At 75.8% G+C, this 19,200-nt stretch carries 12 protein-coding genes; 3 read left to right on the forward strand and 9 right to left on the reverse strand.

Features of this window, described 5'->3' with window-relative positions:
- Positions 1-2 precede the first annotated feature (2 nt).
- Positions 3-3,539: a bifunctional proline dehydrogenase/L-glutamate gamma-semialdehyde dehydrogenase gene (locus BXA05_RS15200; RefSeq protein WP_076405904.1), complete on the forward strand. Its 3,537-nt coding sequence runs from the start codon at positions 3-5 to the stop codon at positions 3,537-3,539.
- Between the two features lie 73 nt (positions 3,540-3,612).
- Here the strand turns inward: BXA05_RS15200 and BXA05_RS15205 are convergent, their stop codons facing one another.
- From BXA05_RS15205 to BXA05_RS15235, 7 genes are all read right to left on the reverse strand, one after another.
- On the reverse strand, positions 3,613-4,830 hold the full coding sequence (locus BXA05_RS15205) for a DNA glycosylase AlkZ-like family protein (RefSeq protein ID WP_211435871.1): 1,218 nt from the start codon (positions 4,828-4,830) through the stop codon (positions 3,613-3,615).
- A gap of 74 nt (positions 4,831-4,904) precedes the next feature.
- Positions 4,905-5,921, reverse strand: coding sequence for a LacI family DNA-binding transcriptional regulator (locus BXA05_RS15210; protein WP_061267473.1), 1,017 nt, complete (start codon positions 5,919-5,921; stop codon positions 4,905-4,907).
- A gap of 67 nt (positions 5,922-5,988) precedes the next feature.
- Positions 5,989-7,539, reverse strand: a complete 1,551-nt coding sequence (locus BXA05_RS15215; protein ID WP_076405908.1) for a glycoside hydrolase family 1 protein — start codon at positions 7,537-7,539, stop codon at positions 5,989-5,991.
- 135 nt (positions 7,540-7,674) lie between these two features.
- Positions 7,675-8,595 (reverse strand): carbohydrate ABC transporter permease, encoded by a 921-nt coding sequence (locus tag BXA05_RS15220; protein ID WP_061267475.1) that lies wholly within the window; start codon positions 8,593-8,595, stop codon positions 7,675-7,677.
- Positions 8,592-9,716, reverse strand: a complete 1,125-nt coding sequence (locus tag BXA05_RS15225; RefSeq protein WP_061267476.1) for a carbohydrate ABC transporter permease — start codon at positions 9,714-9,716, stop codon at positions 8,592-8,594. Before BXA05_RS15225 ends, BXA05_RS15220 begins: the two co-directional genes overlap by 4 nt.
- A gap of 116 nt (positions 9,717-9,832) precedes the next feature.
- On the reverse strand, positions 9,833-11,167 hold the full coding sequence (locus BXA05_RS15230) for an ABC transporter substrate-binding protein (RefSeq protein ID WP_043653372.1): 1,335 nt from the start codon (positions 11,165-11,167) through the stop codon (positions 9,833-9,835).
- A 292-nt stretch (positions 11,168-11,459) separates the two neighbouring features.
- Complete coding sequence (locus BXA05_RS15235) at positions 11,460-11,960, reverse strand: DUF2505 domain-containing protein (protein WP_021481970.1); 501 nt, start codon at positions 11,958-11,960, stop codon at positions 11,460-11,462.
- A gap of 134 nt (positions 11,961-12,094) precedes the next feature.
- Between BXA05_RS15235 and BXA05_RS15240 the strand changes: the two genes are divergently transcribed.
- Positions 12,095-13,576, forward strand: a complete 1,482-nt coding sequence (locus BXA05_RS15240; RefSeq protein WP_043653374.1) for a sensor histidine kinase — start codon at positions 12,095-12,097, stop codon at positions 13,574-13,576.
- Between the two features lie 140 nt (positions 13,577-13,716).
- Here BXA05_RS15240 and BXA05_RS15245 read toward each other — a convergent pair whose 3' ends face one another.
- Positions 13,717-13,965, reverse strand: coding sequence for a WhiB family transcriptional regulator (locus BXA05_RS15245; RefSeq protein WP_021481972.1), 249 nt, complete (start codon positions 13,963-13,965; stop codon positions 13,717-13,719).
- Between the two features lie 241 nt (positions 13,966-14,206).
- On the opposite strand from BXA05_RS15245, the gene BXA05_RS15250 reads away from it, so the two are divergent.
- The gene (locus tag BXA05_RS15250; RefSeq protein WP_228485038.1) at positions 14,207-14,668 is read left to right on the forward strand and encodes a hypothetical protein; all 462 of its coding nucleotides are present in this window, start codon (positions 14,207-14,209) and stop codon (positions 14,666-14,668) included.
- A 22-nt stretch (positions 14,669-14,690) separates the two neighbouring features.
- Here the strand turns inward: BXA05_RS15250 and BXA05_RS15255 are convergent, their stop codons facing one another.
- Positions 14,691-19,136, reverse strand: a complete 4,446-nt coding sequence (locus tag BXA05_RS15255) for an FtsK/SpoIIIE domain-containing protein (RefSeq protein WP_076405910.1) — start codon at positions 19,134-19,136, stop codon at positions 14,691-14,693.
- Positions 19,137-19,200 lie beyond the last annotated feature (64 nt).

Below are 19,200 nucleotides of genomic sequence, written 5' to 3' on the forward strand. Positions count from 1 at the left end.
GGATGAGCAACGACGCGCCCGCCCGGCCGCTCCCCACCCCCGGAGCCGTCGGCGACACGAGCCTCACCTCCCCGGACGACCTCGTCGAGGAGGCCGTCACGCTGGCCCGCCGCTGGCTCGCCGCGAGCGAGGGGGCGGGCGACGCGCGCGCCCGCAGGACCGCCGAGCGGCTCGGCGCGCTCGTCTCCGACCCCGCGGGCCTCGAGCTCGCGGTCCGGTTCGTCGACGACGTCGCGCGCCCCCAGGACGTGCACGTCGCCGCACGGGCGCTCGGCCGCCTCGGCGAGCTCGCGGGCAGCGCGGGGTCGTTCCTCGGGCCGGTCGACCGGTCCCTCCTGCGCGTCGGGGCGGGCGTCGCGCCGGTGCTGCCGCGCGTCGTCGTGCCGGCCGCGCGCGTGCGCCTGCGCCAGCTCGTGGGCCACCTCGTGGCCGACGCCGGCCGCGGCCTCGGCCCGCACCTCGCCCGGACCCGCGCGGAGGGCTACGCGCTCAACGTCAACCTCCTCGGCGAGGCCGTGCTCGGCGAGGCCGAGGCGGACGCGCGCCTCGAGCGCACGCTCGCGCTCGTGCGGCGGCCCGACGTCGACTACGTGTCGGTCAAGGTGTCGTCCGTCGCGTCGCAGCTCGTCACGTGGGACCTCGACGGGTCGTGCGCGCGCGTCGTCGAGCGGCTGCTGCCGCTGTACCGGGCGGCGCGCGACCACGGCGTCTTCCTCAACCTCGACATGGAGGAGTACAAGGACCTCGCGCTCACGACCGCGGTCTTCCGCGAGATCCTCGCGCACGACGACCTGCACGACCTCGAGGCCGGGATCGTGCTCCAGGCGTACCTGCCCGACGCGCTCGGCGCGCTCGACGGGCTCACCCGCTTCGCGACCGAGCGCGTCGCCGCCGGGGGAGCGCCGATCAAGGTGCGCCTCGTCAAGGGCGCGAACCTCGCGATGGAGGCCGTCGAGGCCGAGCTGCACGGCTGGCCGCAGGCGCCCTACCCCACGAAGCCCGACGTCGACGCCAACTACGTCCGCCTCCTCGACCACGCCCTGCGCGCGCCGCGGACCGACGCCGTCCGCATCGGCGTCGCGAGCCACAACCTCTTCCACGTCGCGCTCGCCGTGCTCCTCGGCCGGGCCCGCGGCGTGAGCCACGCGCTCGACGTCGAGATGCTCCAGGGCATGGCCCCCGGCGAGGCGCGCGCCGTGCGCGACGAGGTCGCGGCCGACCGCGTCGACAGCGGCCCGCACGCCGGGCGCGGCGGCCGCGTCGTGCTGTACACGCCCGTCGTGCGCGACGAGGACTTCGACGTCGCGATCTCCTACCTCGTGCGCCGTCTCGAGGAGAACGCCGCCGAGCAGAACTTCCTGCACGCCATGTTCGCGCCCGACGGGTCGCCCGCGGGCAGCCCCATGGAGCGCCAGGAGGCCGCGTTCCGCGCGTCCGTGCGCCACGGCGTGCACTACGCCGAGACCGACGTCGCGCCGCGCCGCACGCCCCGGCCCGCCGTCGGCAGCGGGACCGGCGCCGGGTTCGCGAACGCCCCCGACACCGACCCCGCCGTCGCCGCCTCGCGCGACTGGGCCCGCCACGTCACCGGGGCCGGCTCCGGGTACGTCCCCGTCCGCACGCCCGAGCTCACGACGACCGCCCAGGTGGACGACGCCGTCGCGACCGCCGTGCGCGCGACCGCCGCGTGGTCGCAGGTCGCCCCGGCGGCCCGCGCCGCCGCGCTGCGCGCCGTCGCCCGGCGCCTGGAGGAGGCGCGCACCGACCTCGTCGCCGCGATGGTGCACGAGCCCGGCAAGACCGTCGCCGAGGCCGACCCCGAGGTGAGCGAGGCCGTCGACTTCGCGCGCTACTACGCGCGCTCCGCCGAGGAGCTGGACCACGTGCCCGGGGCTCGGTTCGCGCCCGACGGCGTCACGCTCGTCACGCCGCCGTGGAACTTCCCCGTCGCGATCCCCGTGGGCGGGGTCCTCGCGGCGCTCGCGGCCGGGTCGGCCGTGCTCGCCAAGCCCGCGCCGCCGACGCCGCGCTGCCTCGAGGTCGCCGTCGAGGCGGTCCACGCGGGCCTGCGCGACGCGGTGGCCGCGGCGCCCGGTGACTTCGCGGGGCTGGACGCGGGCTCGGTGACCGAGGTCGTGCAGTACGTCCGCGTGCCCGACGACGAGCTCGGCACCCGCCTCGTCACGCACGACGACGTCGCGCGCGTCGTGCTCACGGGCTCGATCGAGACCGCGCAGCTCTTCGCGCGGTGGAAGCCGTCGCGGCCGGTGCTCGCCGAGACGTCGGGCAAGAACGCGCTCGTCGTCACGCCGTCGGCGGACCTCGACCTCGCGGTCGCGGACCTCGTGCGGTCGGCGTTCGGGCACGCGGGGCAGAAGTGCTCGGCCGCGTCGCTCGCGATCCTCGTCGGCTCGGCGGGCGACCCGCGGACGGAGACGGGCCGCCGGGTGCGGCGCCAGCTCGTGGACGCGGTGCGCTCGCTCGCCGTCGGTCCGGCGACGGACGTCGCGACGACCATGGGCCCGCTCACCGAGCCCGCGTCGGGCAAGCTGCTGCACGCCCTGACGACGCTCGAGCCGGGGGAGTCCTGGCTCGTGCGACCGCGGCTGCTGGACGGCGGGCCCGAGCTGGAGGGCCGCCTCTGGACGCCGGGTCTCAAGGAGGGCGTCGCGCCCGGGTCGCCGTTCCACCTCACCGAGTACTTCGGGCCGGTCCTCGGGATCATGACGGCCGCGACCCTCGACGAGGCGATCGCGCTGCAGAACGCGGTCCCGTTCGGTCTCACCGGCGGCATCCACAGCCTGGACGACGCCGAGGTCGAACGCTGGCTCGACGCCGTCCAGGTGGGCAACGCCTACGTCAACCGGCACATCACCGGCGCGATCGTGCAGCGGCAGTCGTTCGGCGGCTGGAAGCAGTCGGCCGTCGGGCCGGGCGCCAAGGCGGGCGGGCCGAACTACGTCGCGCAGCTCGGGCGCTGGAGCGACGCGCCCGACACCTCGACGAGCGCGTCGGCGTCGGGCACCGACGGCACGCACGACGCGGTGCCGCCCGCGCGCGAGACCGCGCCCGAGGCGTGGCTCGCGTGGGCGAAGGCCGACGACGTGCGCTGGTGGGAGCGGGAGTTCTCCGTGGGCCACGACCCCTCGGGCCTGCACGTCGAGGCGAACGTCTTCCGCTACCGCCCGGTCGACGTGCTCACCGTGCGCGTCGGCGCGGACGCGCTCCCCGTCGAGGTCGAGCGCGTCCTGCACGCCGCGCGTACCGCGGGCGTGCCGGCCGTCGTGGTGCCGAGCACGGGCGACGCCGCGGTGAGCGACGAGGACTTCGCGCGCCGCGTCGCGTCGGGTGCCGTCCGGGGCCGGGTCCGCGTCGTCGGCTCCGCGCCGGGGCTGCACGAGGCCGCGGCCGAGCGCGTCGGCGAGGTCACGGTGCTCGACCACCCCGTCGTCGCGAGCGGGCGCCGCGAGCTGCTCACCGTGCTCCACGAGCAGGCCGTCAGCCGCACGACGCACCGGTACGGCCACGTGAAGCGCTGACCGCTCCCGGCGCGCGGGAGGGGCTCGGCCACCGCCGGGTCCCTCCCGCGACGACCGCGCGGCACCCCGGTCGCTACCGCGCGTCCGGCACCGGCGAGACGGTCACGGACGCCGCGTCGCGGGACGTGCGCAGGCGCTCCGCCTGCTCGGCGACGGCGTCGGCGAGCCCGGCGTCCCACGGGACCCAGGGGTCGGTGAGGACCGTGAGGCGCCGGCCCGACGCGCGGGGCCGCCACGTGCCCACGACCTCGCCGCCCGCGAGCACGGCCCCGGGCCGGCCGAGGACCCGCCACAGGTCCTTGGCACGCGCCACGTCCGGGACGAGCGTCGCGCGGTCGCGCAGCTGCAGGAACAGGTCGTAGGGGCCCACGAGGCGCACGACCGGGGCGCCGGGCGCGGGTCGCGCGTCGCGCTCGCGCGCGGCGGCGCCCGTGACGCGACCGAGGTCCTCGGCGAGCACCCAGCGCTCGGTCGGCCGCGGGCCGGGCTCGACGTCGGCGACCTCGACGCGGACCGCGTCGTCGGGCCACCGGTCCCGGACGTCCTTGACCGGGGCGTCGAGGAATGCGGCGACGTCCTGGACGCTGGCGGCGGGGAAGAAGCGCAGGTAGCCGCGGACGACGTCCAGGCGCGGCAGGGCGTCGCCGCCGAGGCGCCCGTAGAGCGGCGGCTCGAGGCCGGGGACGCGCCGCAGCACGGGCGGGGACGAGCCCGGTTCGAGCTCGAGCCCGGCCTGCAGGGCCGCGAGGCGGAACGTCTGCTCGTAGCTGTGGGTGGCGCCGCACGGCCCGCACCAGCGCAGGTGCGGCTCCGGGAGCCGCGCGGTGAGCCGCGTCGAGAGGTCGCCCTTGACGGTCGGGGTCTCGACGAGCTCGCGCTCGAGCCGCGCCTCGGTACGCAGGGCGTCGAGCACGGCGACACCCGCCGCGCGGAGCGGTCGGCTCGCGTCGTAGACCCGCTTGGCGGCGTCGGCCTCGGAGAACGGCGCCGTCGCGGTCGCGACGTCGGCGAGGTCCGCGCGGCGGTAGACGTGCGGGGCGCCGCGCAGCGTCCACGCGAGCACGAGGTCGGGCGGCAGGGTGCTGGGCGCGACGGGCGGGGCGCCCCGGACGGCGAGCGCCCACGCGGCGCCGTCGGACCCCGTGTCCTGGACGCCCAGGTCGAGGACGGCGACGTCCGTCACCGCGGCGGCCGCGCCCGGCGCCCGGTCGAGCTCGTGGGCGTGCCAGCGTGCGGCGAGGACGTCGGCCCGCGAGAGCGTGGCCACCACCGGTTCCGTGGACGGGTGCACGACGCCAGGCTACGAGCGACCACCCACAGCGTCTCGGCCCCCCACGCCTCGGGTGCCGCGCGGCGCCGCGGGGGTCAGACGGAGTCGCGCTCGACGAGCTCCGGCGCGAGGACCTGCGACGCGATCTCGTCGCCGCGGCCGCCCACGAGGTCGAGCAGGAGGTCGGTCGCGCCGCGCACCATCTCGACCATGGGGTTCTGGACCGTGGTGAGCGGGGGCGACGTCGTGGCGGCGGTGGCGAGGTTGTCGAAGCCGACGACGGACACGTCGCGCGGCACGTCGCGGCCGTGGGCCGCGAGCACGCGCAGCGCGCCCTCGGCCATGAGGTCGGACGCGACGAAGAGGCCGTCGAGGTCGGGGTGCGCGGCGAGGAGGCGTTCCATGGCCGCCGCGCCGCCCGCGACGGCGAAGTCGCCGATCTCGACCGCGTCGTCCGGCAGGCCGGCGTCGCGCAGCACCTCGCGGAACCCCGTGAGCCGGTCCACGCCCGCCGTCATGTCCTGCGGGCCGGCGATCGTCGCGATACGGCGCCGGCCCGCCTCGACGAGACGCCGCGCCGCGAGGCGGCCGCCCTCGACGTTGTCCACGTCGACGTACAGGAGGTCCGGCGTCGGGTGGAACGGCCGCCCCACGAACACGGCGGGCAGGCGCGCCGCGAGGAGCGCCTCCTCGAGGTCGTCGTCGCGGTGGTGGGACGCGACGATCGCGCCGTCGACGTGGCCGCTGCTGAGGTACCGCACGATGCGGCCCGGCTGCTCGTCGGGACGCGCGAACAGCAGCACGAGCTGCAGGTCCGTGCCGCCGAGCGCGGCGCTCACGCCGCGCATCGTGCCCGCGAGGAACGGGTCGGTGAGGATGCGTTCGTCGGGCTCGGGGACCACGAGGGCGATCGAGTCCGTGCGGCGCGTCACGAGCGAGCGGGCGGCGCGGTTGGGCGTGTAGCCGAGCTGCGCGACGGCGGCGTCGACCGCCGCCTGCGCCTCGGGCGACACCCGCAGGCCGCCGTTGATGGCGCGCGACGCCGTCGAGCGCGAGACACCCGCCGTCTGGGCCACCTCGTCCAGGGTCGGCGCGGAGCGCAGGCTGTTCATCGGGACAGTATGGCGCGCGCGCTCCCCGGTCCGCACCGCCCCGCTCACCGTGTCCTCACCGTCGTCCTCACTCGGCCGGGGCGGCGTCCGCGGCCGGCGTCTCGCGCGCCGGGATCGCGTTGTCGCGTGCGACCTGGGCGTACCAGGCGCCGCTCGCCTTGACGGTGCGCTCCTGCGTCTCGTAGTCGACGCGGACGATGCCGAAGCGCTTCGTGTAGCCGAGCGCCCACTCGAAGTTGTCCATGAGGGACCACGCGAAGTAGCCGCGCACGTCCGCCCCCGCGTCGATCGCGTCGCGCGTCGCGCGCAGGTGCGCGTCGAGGAACTCGAGCCGGTCCTGGTCGTCGACCGAGCCGTCCGGGCCCACCTGGTCCGGGTAGGCGGCGCCGTTCTCGGTGATGTACATCGCGACGCCGCGCGGGCCGGTGAAGTCGCGCTGCAGGCGCGTGAGGAGGCGCGTCAGCCCCTCGGGCTGGACCTCCCAGCCCATGTCCGTGCGCGGCAGGCCGCGCGAGTGGGCGTGCACGCCGTCCGCGGCGGGGTAGGGGGACGACGTCGGGCGCACCGGCGCGGCGTCGGCCTCCTCGTCGCGGACGCCCTCGGGGCGCGTGCCCCCGCCGCCGTCGCTCCCGGTGCCGGGCGCCGTCGTCTGCGGGCGGGCCGAGACCGCCCCGCCGTTGTAGTAGTTGACCCCGAGCGTGTCGATCGGGGTGGAGATGATCTCGAGGTCCCCGTCCTTGACGTGGTCGAGCAGGCCGTAGGGCGCGACGTCCTCGAGGACGTCGGCCGGGTACTCGCCGTGGAAGACGGGGTCGAGGAAGATCCGGTTGAACTGGCCGTCGATCCGGCGCGCGGCGTCGACGTCGGCCGGGTCCTGGGGGTCGACCGGGTCGGACACCGTGAAGTTCAGCGTGAGCCCGAGGTTCGCCTCCGGCGCGCGCTCGCGCAGCGCCCGGACCGCGAGGCCGTGCCCGAGCAGCAGGTGGTGCGCGGCCGCGAGGCCGTCCTCGCGCGACTGCCGGCCGGGCGCGTGCACGCCCGCGGTGTAGCCGAGGAACGCGGAGCACCACGGCTCGTTGAGCGTCGTCCACACGCCGACGCGGTCGCCCAGCGCCTCGTGCATCGTCACCGCGTACTCGGCGAAGAGGTACGCCGTGTCGCGCGACGTCCAGCCGCCCTTGTCCTCGAGCGCCTGCGGGAGGTCCCAGTGGTACAGCGTGAGCCACGGCAGGACGTCCGCGGCGAGCAGCTCGTCGACGAGGCGGTCGTAGAACGCGAGCCCGGCGGGGTTGACCGCGCCGCCGTCGGGGCGCACGCGGGCCCACGACGTCGAGAACCGGTACGTCCCCAGGTTGAGGTCGCGCAGGAGCGCGACGTCCTCGCGGTACCGGTGGTAGTGGTCGCACGCGACCATGCCGTCGTCACCGTTCACGACGGCGCCCGGCACGCGGGCGAACGCGTCCCACACGGAGTCCGTGCGTCCGTCGGTGTGCCCCGCGCCCTCGATCTGGAACGCGGCCGTCGCGGCGCCCCAGAGGAAGCCCGGGGGCATCTCGACGCGTCCGGTCGCGGTCGCCGGGTTCGGGGGGAGGGGCGCGGACGGGACGAAGCTGGTCATGGTCGATTGTCCTTCGAGAAGTCGCGGGATGGCACGCGGGCGGGCCGGTCGGGCCCGCCCGCGCGACGGTCGGCGCGCAGCACGGACCGCGCCCACCGGGCGGTGGGCGGGTCGTGCGGCGCGGGGCGTCGGGCGTCAGCCCTTGACGGCGCCCTGCATGATGCCCGCCACGAGCTGGCGGCCGGTGAAGATGAAGATGACGATGAGCGGCAGCGTGACGAGGAAGATCCCGGCCATGACGAGCGAGTAGTCGACGAAGAAGTTCGACTGCAGGGACCGCACCACGAGCGGCAGCGTCGGGTTGTTCTGGTTGAGCACGATGGACGGCCAGAAGAAGTTCGTCCACTGCTGCACGAACGTGAACAGGCCCAGCATCGCGGCGGCCGGGCGGGCCGCCGGCAGCGCGATGGACCAGAACGTGCGGATCATGGACGCGCCGTCGACCCGGGCCGCCTCGATGAGCTCGTACGGGAGCGCCTCGCCGAGGTACTGCGTCATCCAGAAGACGCCGAACGCCGTGACGAGCGCGGGCACGATGACGGCCTGGAGCTTGCCGATCCACCCGAGGTCCGACATGAGGATGTACATCGGGATGACGCCGAGCTGCGTGGGCACCGCCATCGTCGCGATGACGAACACGAGCAGCGGGCCGCGGCCGCGGAACCGGAGCTTCGAGAACGAGAAGCCGGCGAGCGTCGAGAACAGCACGACCGAGAGGGACGTGAGGACAGCGACGACCACCGAGTTCCAGGCGGCCTTCCAGAAGTTGATCGCGTCCGAGCTCATGACGTCGGCGAACCGGTCGAACAGGCTCGCGTCGGGCAGGAGCTGGGGCAGCGCGCTGCGCGAGATCTCCTCGGGCGTCGAGGAGCCGAGGATCAGCGTGAAGTACAGCGGGAACACCGAGATCAGCAGGACGATCCCGAGGATGGTGTACGTGACCCAGCGCGGGCGGCGCTGCGTGCCGCCCACGTTCTTCCCGGCGCTCCGGCGGCGGGACGCGGCGCGGGCCGCGCCCGGGCCGGCGGTCTGGGCGATGACGGGGACGGAGCTCATCGCTTCCTCCGGTCGGTCGGGCTGGCGGCGGTCGGGACGGACGCCTCGGTCCCCGCGGCGGAACGCTGCGCGGACATGGCGTCCTCGGCGCGCAGGCGCTTGCGCGCCTCCTGGCGGCGACGCACCCAGCGTGGCGGGCGCGGCTGCGCGTTCGACGTGGCGATCCGCCGGGTGACGAGGAAGTTGACGATGCCCACGAGGATGATGAGCAGGAACAGCAGCCACGCGACGGCGGCCGCTCGGCCGAAGTTCTTCTGGTTGCCCCACGCGACGTCGTAGAGGTAGAGCACGGTCGTCATCCACTGCCGGTCGGCGCCGCCGAGACCCTGCGCGTCGAACATGCGCGGCTCGTCGAAGATCTGCAGGCCGCCGATCGTCGACGTGATGACGACGAAGATGATCGTGGCGCGGATCTGGGGGACGGTCACGGAGAAGAACTGGCGCACGCGCCCGGCGCCGTCGATGATCGCGGCCTCGTAGAGCTCGCGCGGCACGGCCTGCATCGCGGCGAGGAAGATCAGCGCGTTGTAGCCGGTCCAGCGGAAGTTCACCATCGACGCGATGGCGACGTGGCTCGCGAGGGCGTCGGCGTGCCAGCGGATCGGGTCGACGCCGACGAGGCCGAGCAGCTCGTTGATGAGCCCGTACTGGTCGGCGAACAGGCGACCGAAGATCATCGAGACCGCGACGGGCGCGACGACGTACGGCAGCAGGACGCCCATGCGCCAGAACGTCGCGGCGCGCAGGTTCTGGTCGAGCAGGGCCGCGATCGCGATCGCGGCGACGACCTGCGGCACGGACGAGAGCACGAAGATCGAGACGGTGTTGCGCAGGGACTTCCAGAACGTCGGCTGCGCGAGGACGTCCGTGTAGTTCTGGAGACCGACGAAGTCGCCCTGGCCGCCGAGCAGGTTCCAGTCGTAGACGGACACCACGGCGGTGTACACGAGCGGGAAGAGCCCCGTGATCGCGAACAGGATGAAGAAGGGCGAGATGTAGAGGTAGGGCGAGACCTTGACGTCCCAGCGGCTGAGGCGCTGGGAGAAGCCGACGCGGCGCGGCGTGCGCGGCGGCGGCCCGCTGAGCCCCGGCGAGGGCTGGGTGGGCGTGAGGACGGCCATGTGGGATTCCTGGGCTGCTCGGTGGCGCTGGGTGGCTGCGGGTGCGGGGCGTCGTCCGCGGGCGGACGCGCGCGGGGCCGGGGGCGGCAGGTCGTGCCGCCCCCGGCCCCGTCAGGTCACAGGCCCAGGTCCTGGAAGGACTGGAGCGTCTTCTGCCACGAGGAGGCGGCGTCGTCCGTCTTCTCGACGTCCACGCGCTTGATGCCGTCCTGGACGGTCGTGTGGATCGAGAAGTAGTTCGCGCCCTTGAACGGCGCGCTGTCGATCGCGAGCGCACGGTTGACGAAGATCGTGCCGACCGGGGCGTCGTTGAAGAAGTCGTTCGTGAAGGACTGCACGGCGTCGGACTCCTGCGCCTCGAGCTGCGACGGGAACGTGCCCGCGTTCTCGAAGGCCGTCGTCTGCTGCGCCGGGTCGGTCAGCCACGCGGCGAGCTCCTTGGCCGCCTCGGCGTTCGGGCCGGAGGCCGGCACCGTGAGGAACGAGCCGCCCCAGTTGAGGCCGCCGCCGGGGAAGACGTCCGCGACGTTCCAGCCGGTGACGCCACCCGAGCGCTCCTCGACCGGGCCGGTCATCCACGCGGGGCAGATCATCGTCGCGAAGCCGTCGTTCTGGAACGCGGCGTCCCAGTCGCCCGACCACTGCTCGAGGCCGGCGGAGAGCTCGTTCGTCGTCGACTGCTCGAGCACCGTGTCGTAGATGTCGATGATCGGCTGGTTGGACGCGAGGTCCTTGGGCGTGCCGTCGGACTCCTCGTAGGCGTTGTCGATCTGGTTGACCATCGCCTGCGAGATGGACATCGCGGAGTCGTACCAGGCCGCGTCGCTCGCGGCGACGAAGGTCTTGCCCGCGGCGAAGTAGTCGTCCCACGTGGCGTCCTCGCCACCGAGGAGCTCCGCCACGCCGGCCGGGTCGCTCGGGAGGCCCGCGGCCTCGAAGAGGTCCTGGCGGTAGCAGATCGCGCTCGGGCCGATGTCGGTGCCGTAGCCGATGAGCTTGCCGTCGGTCGTCGTCGCCTGCTGGACCTTCCAGTCCACCCAGCGGCCGTCGAGCGACGAGTCGGTGAGGTCGGTGAAGAGGTCGGGGTACTGCATGAGCTCCGGGAGCCAGTCGACCTCGATGGCCTCGATGTCCGCGAGACCCTCGCCGCCGGCGGCGAGCTTCGTGGTGAGGTTGGTCCGCGCGTCCTCGGACTTGGCGGCCTTCGTCTGCTTGACGGTGACGTTCGGGTGCTCCGCGGTGTACGCGGCGAGGAGCTCGTCCGTGTAGCCGAAGTCGTTGAACGTCGCGACGGTGAGCGTGATCTTGTCTCCGTCGCCGGAGCCCGTCGCGTCGTCGTCCGAGCCGGAGCCGCTCGAGCACGCGGTCAGGGTGAGGGTGATGGCCGCGAGGCCTGCGACGGCGGTGATCGCCTTGCGGGGCCGGCGGGTCGTACGGGTGCTGCTCAGCACGGTGACTCCCTTGTCGGTGGGGCGGGGTCGTGGCAGCGCTCCCACCACCAATGTGGTAGCGCTTCCACACAACGGCCTGATCGTGCGTTCCCGCCCGAACCCGTGTCAAGCCTGGGCCGGGTCCGCACGGATGTGGTCGCGCTCCCACCGGGGTATCGCCGCAGGTCAGGGCGTTACGACGACCGACCAGTTGGTCGGGTTCCGTGGAAATCGTTACCGGTTCGAGACCGGTCGCCGGGCCGGCGTCGCCGGGTCGCCGATCAGGTCCGGCCGGGCGCCGCTCGGTCGGTGGTCAGCGCGACAGCCACGCGAGACCGGCGGACTCCTCGGCGGCGAGCGCCGTCCGCACGGCCTCGGCCGCGGCCTGCTCGATCGCCCCGCCGAAGAGCGGCACGTTGGCCTTGACCTCGCCGTCGTAGCGCTCGACCGTGCCGTCCCCCTCCGGGGAGAGCGTCACGGTGCCCGTGAGCCGCACCGGCGCGCCCGTGATCTCGAGCGACACCGTGCCCGACCGCTCGCCGTCGCGCTCCGGCTCCCAGGCCTCCGCCTGCCGGATCTCGAGACGACCCCCGACGAACGAGCGGACGTGCGCCGGGATCTGGTCCGTGGGCAGCGTCCGCCGCACCGTGACGGTGAACCCCTCGTCCGGCCCGCCGGTGACGTCCACCTGCTCGACGTGGGCGCCCTCGCCGCCCGAGCGGGCGGCGCGCCAGCGGACGAACTCCTCGTCCGCGAGCATCGCCCCGACGGCGTGGACGGGGGCGGGGTAGCGGAGCTCGACGCTCAGGTGCACGGGACCTCCTCGGGCCCTGCGCCGGCCCGTGACGGGCCGGCCGACGGGACGGCTGACGGTTCGGGCGACCGCGCACGCGGGCGCTGAGGGGACTCTACCGGTCGCGCCCCTCTACGCTGGGGTCCGTGTCTGCCATGAGTGACCTCATCTCCCGCCACGCCGACCTCAGCCCGGCGGACAACGAGTGGTTGCACCTGCTCGTGGGCGACTGGCAGGTGATCTCCGACCTCGCGTTCGCCGACCTCGTGCTGTGGCTGCCCACGAGCGACGGCAACTTCGTCGCCGTCTCCCAGTGCCGGCCGTCGACGGGCGCGACCGTCCACTACGACGACATCGTCGGGTCGTTCGCCCCCGAGGGTCAGCGCCCGCAGCTCGAGCGCGCGCTCACCGAGGTGCGGTCGCAGCGCTCGCGCGAGCCGCGCTGGTTCGGCGCGTACGCCGTGCGCGAGGAGGCGATCCCGGTGCTGCACTCCGGGAAGGCGATCGCCGTCGTCGCGCGGCAGACCAACCTCGGGAGCGGGCGCACGCCCAGCCGCCTCGAGCTCAACTACGTCGAGGCCGCGGACGACCTCATCGCGATGATCTCGCGCGGGGAGTTCCCCTTCCCGAACGCCGCGACCGGTCCGCGTCGCGGCGCGCCGCGCGTCGGCGACGGCCTCATCCGGCTGAACTCCGAGGGCGAGGTCCTCTACGCGAGCCCCAACGCGCTGAGCTGCTTCCACCGCCTGGGGGTCATCGGGCCGCTCGTCGGGCGGTCGCTCGCCGAGGTGACGGCCGACCTCATCGAGCACCAGACTCCCGTGGACGAGTCGCTCCCGCTCGTCGTCATGGGCCGCGCGCCCTGGCGCACCGAGATCGAGGCGCAGCGCGTCGCGCTGTCGCTCCGCGCGCTCCCGCTCACCGAGTCCGGCCAGCGCATCGGCGCCGTCCTGCTGTGCCGCGACGTGTCGGAGCTGCGCCGCCGGGAGCGCGAGCTCATCACCAAGGACGCGACGATCCGCGAGATCCACCACCGCGTGAAGAACAACCTCCAGACCGTCGCGGCGCTCCTGCGGCTCCAGGCCCGGCGCATGGACGTCCCCGAGGCGCGCGCCGCGCTGGAGGAGGCCATGCGCCGCGTCGCGACGATCGCGCTCGTGCACGAGAGCCTGTCGCAGACGCTCGACGAGGAGGTGGAGTTCGACGACATGGTCGGTCGCGCGCTGCGCCTCGCGGCCGACGTCGCCTCCGCCGACACGAGCGTGCGCACCGTCCGCACGGGGAGCTTCGGGCTCGTGCCCGCGGAGGACGCGACCCCCCTCGCGCTCATCCTCACCGAGCTCGTCACGAACGCCGTCGAGCACGGCCTCGCGAAGCAGGAGACCGGCACGGTCGAGGTCGCGGTCGAGCGCGAGGGCTCGGCCCTGCGGATCGTCGTGGCGGACGACGGGGTCGGCATGCCCGACGGCGACGTCGCCCGGGCAGGCAAGGCCGCCAAGAGCGGCCTGGGCTCGCAGATCGTGCAGACCCTCGTGACGAACGAGCTCGGCGGCACCATCGAGTGGTCGCCGCGGCCCGGCGGGGGCACCCAGGTCGTGCTCGCGCTCGTGCTGCGCGACGGCAACCGCCAGGGCTGACCGGCCGGCACGGCGGCGGCCGCCGCGCGGAGGCGCGCACGGCACGGGTCGTGGAGCGGAGGCACCGCACGACGACGGGCCGCCACCCCGGAGGGTGACGGCCCGTCGTGCTGCTCGACGCCCGGAGGCGGAGCGGCGTGTCAGCCGGCGCGGCGTGCGCGCGCGGTGCGGCGCTTGAGGGCGCGGCGCTCGTCCTCGGAGAGACCGCCCCAGACGCCGGCGTCCTGGCCGGACTCGATGGCCCACTTGAGGCACGTGTCGACGACGTCGCAGCGGCGGCAGACGGCCTTCGCCTCCTCGATCTGGAGGAGAGCAGGGCCGGTGTTCCCGATGGGGAAGAACAGCTCGGGGTCTTCGTCGAGGCAGGCTGCGCGGTGGCGCCAGTCCATGTTCGTCGTCTCCTTCGGGCAGAGGGGAGCCTGGTCGCGAGGTGATGACTCGTCGCTGGGCGACCCGGCAGGGGGCTGCCCGGGCCAAGGGCTCGAGGCGGGGGGGTGATTGATGCTTGAACCAGGTTCACACCTCGTGAAGCACAGCACAAGGGGTTACGAGAAAGTTTCCGTCGCATGAATCGTGAGGCCTTCGTCACACGGGTGTGAAGCCGCAGGTCGGCGCGTACGCTGGGTGATCGTGCCCTCCCGCGAGCCCTCCGGAACCCCGCCCGAGCCCCGCCCGACGCCCCCGGGACCGTCGTCCGACGGGGGGTCGCGGCCGCCCGCGCTGACGGCGCTCGTCGCCGGGGTCGGCATCGAGATCGCCGCGCTCGCGGTGGGCGCCGTGCTGATCCTCGTCGAGCTCCTCCGCGGTGGTTCGCAGTCGTTCGGGGTGAGCGTCTTCCTCGTCGTCTTCGCCCTGGGCGTGGGGGCCGTGCTCGCCGCGAGCGTGCGCGGGCTGCTGCGCGGGCAGCGCTGGGCGCGGTCGCCCGTCGCGACCTGGCAGATCCTCCAGGGGGTCGTCGCGGTCAGCTCGCTCCAGGTGGGCGTGACCCCGTGGGTCGTCGTGGCGCTTGTGCTCGCCGTCGTGGTGCTCGTCCTCCTCATGCTGCGTCCCGTCGTCGAGGCGACCACGCGCGACGTCCGCCCGGCCGCCTGACTCCCGGGTCCTGACTCGGCCGTCACGGTCGGGCGACCTGGAGCGGCGCCAGCCGCGCGCCCTGGACCAGCACCCCGCGACCCGGTCGGGGCCGGCCGGGTTCGGCGAGCCACTCCAGCCCGTGCCCGAACACCTCGGCGCTCCCGCGTTCGCGCGGCGCGAGGACGATCCCGCTGCGCGCCCCGCGCAGGTCCGCGAGCGGACCGCGCAAGGCTGAGGCCGCGGCACCCGTGGTCGCCGACGCGAGCAGCACGAGCCCGTCACGGCACAGCGCCGCGAGCCGGTCGGCCTCCAGCACGCAGAGCTGGGTCAGCACGTCCAGGTCGTCGACCACCACGACCCGCGGCGCCGTCGCCCTGCTCGGGAACGTCGCAGCGCCCTGACCTGCTTCCAGCGTGTCGAGGAGGCGCGCGACGTCTGCCGGCGTGTACCGCCGCACGACGATCGCCCCGTTCCCGTTCTCGTTGCCGTTGCTGTGGCTCTTGCCGCTCGCTCTCCCGACGGCCGTCCTGCTCGAGCTCCTGGTCCGGTTGGTGGTGCGCGTCGTGCGTCCGTGGGCGGCCATCACGGCGCCCGCCAGCGCGTCGTCGCGGGTCACGACCGCGCGGAGCCGGCCGGTGGCGGCCGCGTGCCGGGCGAGCAGCGCGAGCGTGCTCGTGCGGCCGCTCCCGGGCGGCCCGACGACGAGCGCGCCGCGCCCGACGTCCATCCACAGCGTCCGCCCGTCGTCGCCGCCCCGGCCGACCGCGACCTCTGCGACGGCTCGGCTGTCCGGCTCCGCCACGACGGCGGCGGAGCTCGGGTCGCCCCCGCCCGGCGCGTGCCCGGCTACGTCGAGATCGACGGAGTCGACGTCGTCGGGCAGCGGGTGCAGCCGGAACGCGCCCCGGCGGGGTGGTGCCGGGCGCCGTGCTCGTCCTCGCGCGACGGTCGGTGGCAGCGCGACCTGGCACACGAGCGGGTCGCCCGGCCCGAGCCACACCGCCCGGCCGGGCGGTCCGCCCTGCCCGGCGAGCGCTGCTGGCACGCCCAGCGACACGTCGTCGTGGCGGTCGCGCGAGGCCAGCACCGCTCTGACGCCGACGAGCGACGCCAGGCCGCCGACCGTCGGCCCGCTCACGCTCACGGCGACCGCCGTGGGGGAGTCGGCGAGCACGTCCGCGAGGGCGTCGGCGCCGGCCCCGCCCGCGACGCCGGCGAGCACGCCGCGCACGGCCTCGACGTCGTCCACGAGGAGGAGGGTGCGCCCTGTCGTGCGGTCGAGCCCCGCGGGTCGGGACTGACCGTCGTCGTGACCGGCCAGGAGCCGGAGAAGGCGGACGACACGGCGCGGGTCGCTCCGGTCCACGACCGTGCCGGTGCCGGGGTGCGCCGCGAGGTCCGCGAGCCCCGACCCGATCGCGTGGACCGCCCAGCCGCGGTCGAGCGCAGCCAGCCCGACGGTGCGCAGGGCCGTGGTGCGGCCCGACCGGGGCCGGCCCTGGACCGCGAGATGACCGTCGCGCGGGTCCCAGCGGACCACCGTGCGGCGCTGTAGGGCCGGCAGGTCGCCCAGCGCGATGGGCAGCGCGCGGTCGTCGGGGCACATCTCCGCGCCTTCGGTCCCTGCGGCCGTCGCGGAGCCCGCCACCTGCTCGCCGGCCGCCGTCGTGCCTGCGATGTCTTCGCTCATCTCCCGGCCGTCCGCCACGCGCTCGTCTGCCCCTCCGCCGCCTCCCTCGCCCACCCCCTCGACTCCGGCGAGGTCGTCGGGTCCGACGCAGACCGGCAGGGCGGGGAGCCACGGCGCGGGGTGGGGGCGCAGTCCCGAGCGCGCCGCGACCTCGTGCGCCGCCGCGACGAGGAGCGGCAGGTGGTCGTCCGAGGAGCCCGGCGCAGGCCCGCCCGGGCCGCGTCCAGCGCCCCACGGGTCCGCGAGCCGCACGCGCGTCTCCGGCAGGGCGAGCGGCCCGCCGGCTCGTGCGCACTGCACGGCCACCGGTGGCTCGGCACCACGGCGCAGGACCAGGCGCCCGGGCGTCGCCGCGGGGACGCGGGCCGCGTGCGGCGAGTCGACGACGTCGCGCGAGTCGGCGACGTCCACGACCCGGAGCGCGATCCGCAGCGTAACGTTCGCCCGCACGTCGGCGCTGACGGCGCCTGCGGGCCGCTGCGTCGCGAGGACCAGGTGCACGCCGAGCGACCGGCCCTGCGCGGCAACACGCAGCAGCCCGGGCACGAGGTCGGGCAGGTCGTCGGCGAGCGCGCGGAACTCGTCCACCACGACCACGAGCCGCGCGAGCCGTCCCCGGGGGAGGGCGTCGATGCTCGCGACCTCCGCCGCGGCGAGGATCCGCTCGCGCCGGTGCAGCTCGGCCCGGAGCCCGGCCAGCGCCCGTCCCGCGAGCCCCGGGTCGAGGTCGGTCACCTGGCCCACGACGTGCGGCAGCCGGCCGCACGCCCCGAAGCTCGCGCCACCCTTGAAGTCGACGAGCGCGAACGACAGCTCGTCGGGCGAGCGTCCGAGCGCGAGCCCGGCGACCAGGGACTGCAGGAGCTCGGACTTCCCGGCGCCCGTCGTGCCGGCGACGAGCGCGTGCGGCCCCTCGCGGACGAGGTCGACGGCGACGGGCGCGCCCCCGGGCCCGACGCCGAGCACGGTCCGCAGGCCGTGCCCGTCCCGGCGGGCCGCGTCCTGCCAGCGCTCGGCGACCCACGTCGCGAGCCGGTCCGGCGCTCGCGGTGCGCCCAGCAGGGGACCGAGCGCGACCGCCGACGGCAGCGACCGCGCCGTGGGGTCGCCCGGGTCGGGCTCACCCGCACGGTCCCCGTCCCCGGTGCCCAGCCGGCCGAGGTGCTCGGCCGCGGCGAGCCGCCGCGCGAGGCCGAGCGCCCACCCGGCGCTCACGCCGACGTGCTCGCGCGGCGTCCGGGCGCCGTCGGGACCCGTGACGACGGCGACGGCTCCCGAGACGTCGACGAGCGTCCGGCACCACGCCGGGACCTGCGCCCGGTCCCCGAGCACCAGCAGCACGTCCGTGCCCGCGGGTGCGCACCGCTCCCACGCCCGGGCGAGCTCGCCCGCAGGCACCGGGCCGTCGACGACGACGAGGCCGGGCGGGTCGGCGGCGGCCACGGCGTCGAGCGTCCGGACGGCGCGGGCGTGCGGCAGCCAGCGGCACCACGACCACGCGGGCGCGTCCTGCGCCGCGGGCCGCACCGTCAGTGGCGCCCCCGAGGCGAGTACCTCCACGAGCAGGGCCCGGGCCGCGGCGAGCGCGACGTCCCGGGGCCCGACGACGGCCACGCACCCGTCCGGCAGCCGGACCCGCGACGGGCTCGTCCCACCCGACGCCGCGAGCGGCGCCCCGCCACCGGTCGCGCCCACGGACCCGCCGGACGTCGTGCCGACGGTCGTTCCCGGCGCCGCCCCTGACGACCCGGCGTGCGCCGAGAGAGCGCCCGCCGCCCCCGCTCCCGCCAGGTCGGCGCCCGGGGCGAGCCGGGCGATCGTCGCCCAGAGCAGGACGTCGGCGGGCCGGGGGTGCAGCGGGTCCACCGGCACGGTGCCGGGGGTGGCCCCGACGTCCGGCGGGGCCTCGGGCGGCGCGACGCGCTGCACGGCGCGGCGGCGGCGCGCCTCGACGAGCGCGGGACCGAGGACCGCGAGCGGCCCCACGAGCGCCAGCAGGGCGAGGAGCGGCTGGCGCAGCGCCACCGCGAGCCCGACCGACGCGACGGCCGGCACGAGCGCGGTCGCGAGCTGCGCCGTCCCGAGGCGGCCGGCCTCGGCGGGACGGTCCGGACCCACGGTCGGTCCCGACCGTGGACCGTGCACGAGCGCGGGCCGCGCGCGCAGGGCGTACGCGCCGTCGGGCGTCACCAGGGCGCGGTTGACGCGCCAGCGCACCGCGCGCCACGAGCCCACCCGCCGACCGGCCCGGGCCGGGCGCGCACGGAGGAGGGCAGCGTCGTCGGGCACCCGGCGCGTGCCGCGCGGAACGCGGACCCGCACCCGGGGCCCGCGCCGCGTGGTGCGCCAGCGGACGTCGAGCCGGTCGACGCGGGTGCGTCCCCGGTCGCCGTGCCCGACGGCGACGAGCCGCCCGGCGTCCGGGCCGCCCAGGACCGCGACGTGCCGGGGCGCCGCGAGCACGTCCTCGGGCACCGGCCCGTCGTCGCGACTGCGCGGGTCCGACCCCGCCCGCACGACCGTGACCGTCGCCCCGGGGAGCAGCGGGCGCGTGCCGCAGCGCTGGTCGTCATCGACGGGGACGCCGTCCACGGCCAGCGGCGCCGTGCGCAGCTCGGGACGGCACCCGAGGTCGGCGAGTGCGGGTCGCGCGTCGCCGAGGCGCGTGCCCGCGGCGAGCAGGACGTCCGTGCCCGGGTGGACCGTCACGCGCACCCACGCCCCGCCGTCGGTCCCGGGCGCGGGCGTGCCGCCCGGCGGTGCACCGGGAGCGAGGGGCGGGGCGGGGGAGAGCACCCGGCGATCGTGCCCGACGGCGGTCCGCGCAGGCCGGGCACGACCGCGCCCCTGTGGACGGGAG

This window comes from Cellulosimicrobium funkei (assembly GCF_900155925.1).
Taxonomy (GTDB): domain Bacteria; phylum Actinomycetota; class Actinomycetes; order Actinomycetales; family Cellulomonadaceae; genus Cellulosimicrobium; species Cellulosimicrobium funkei.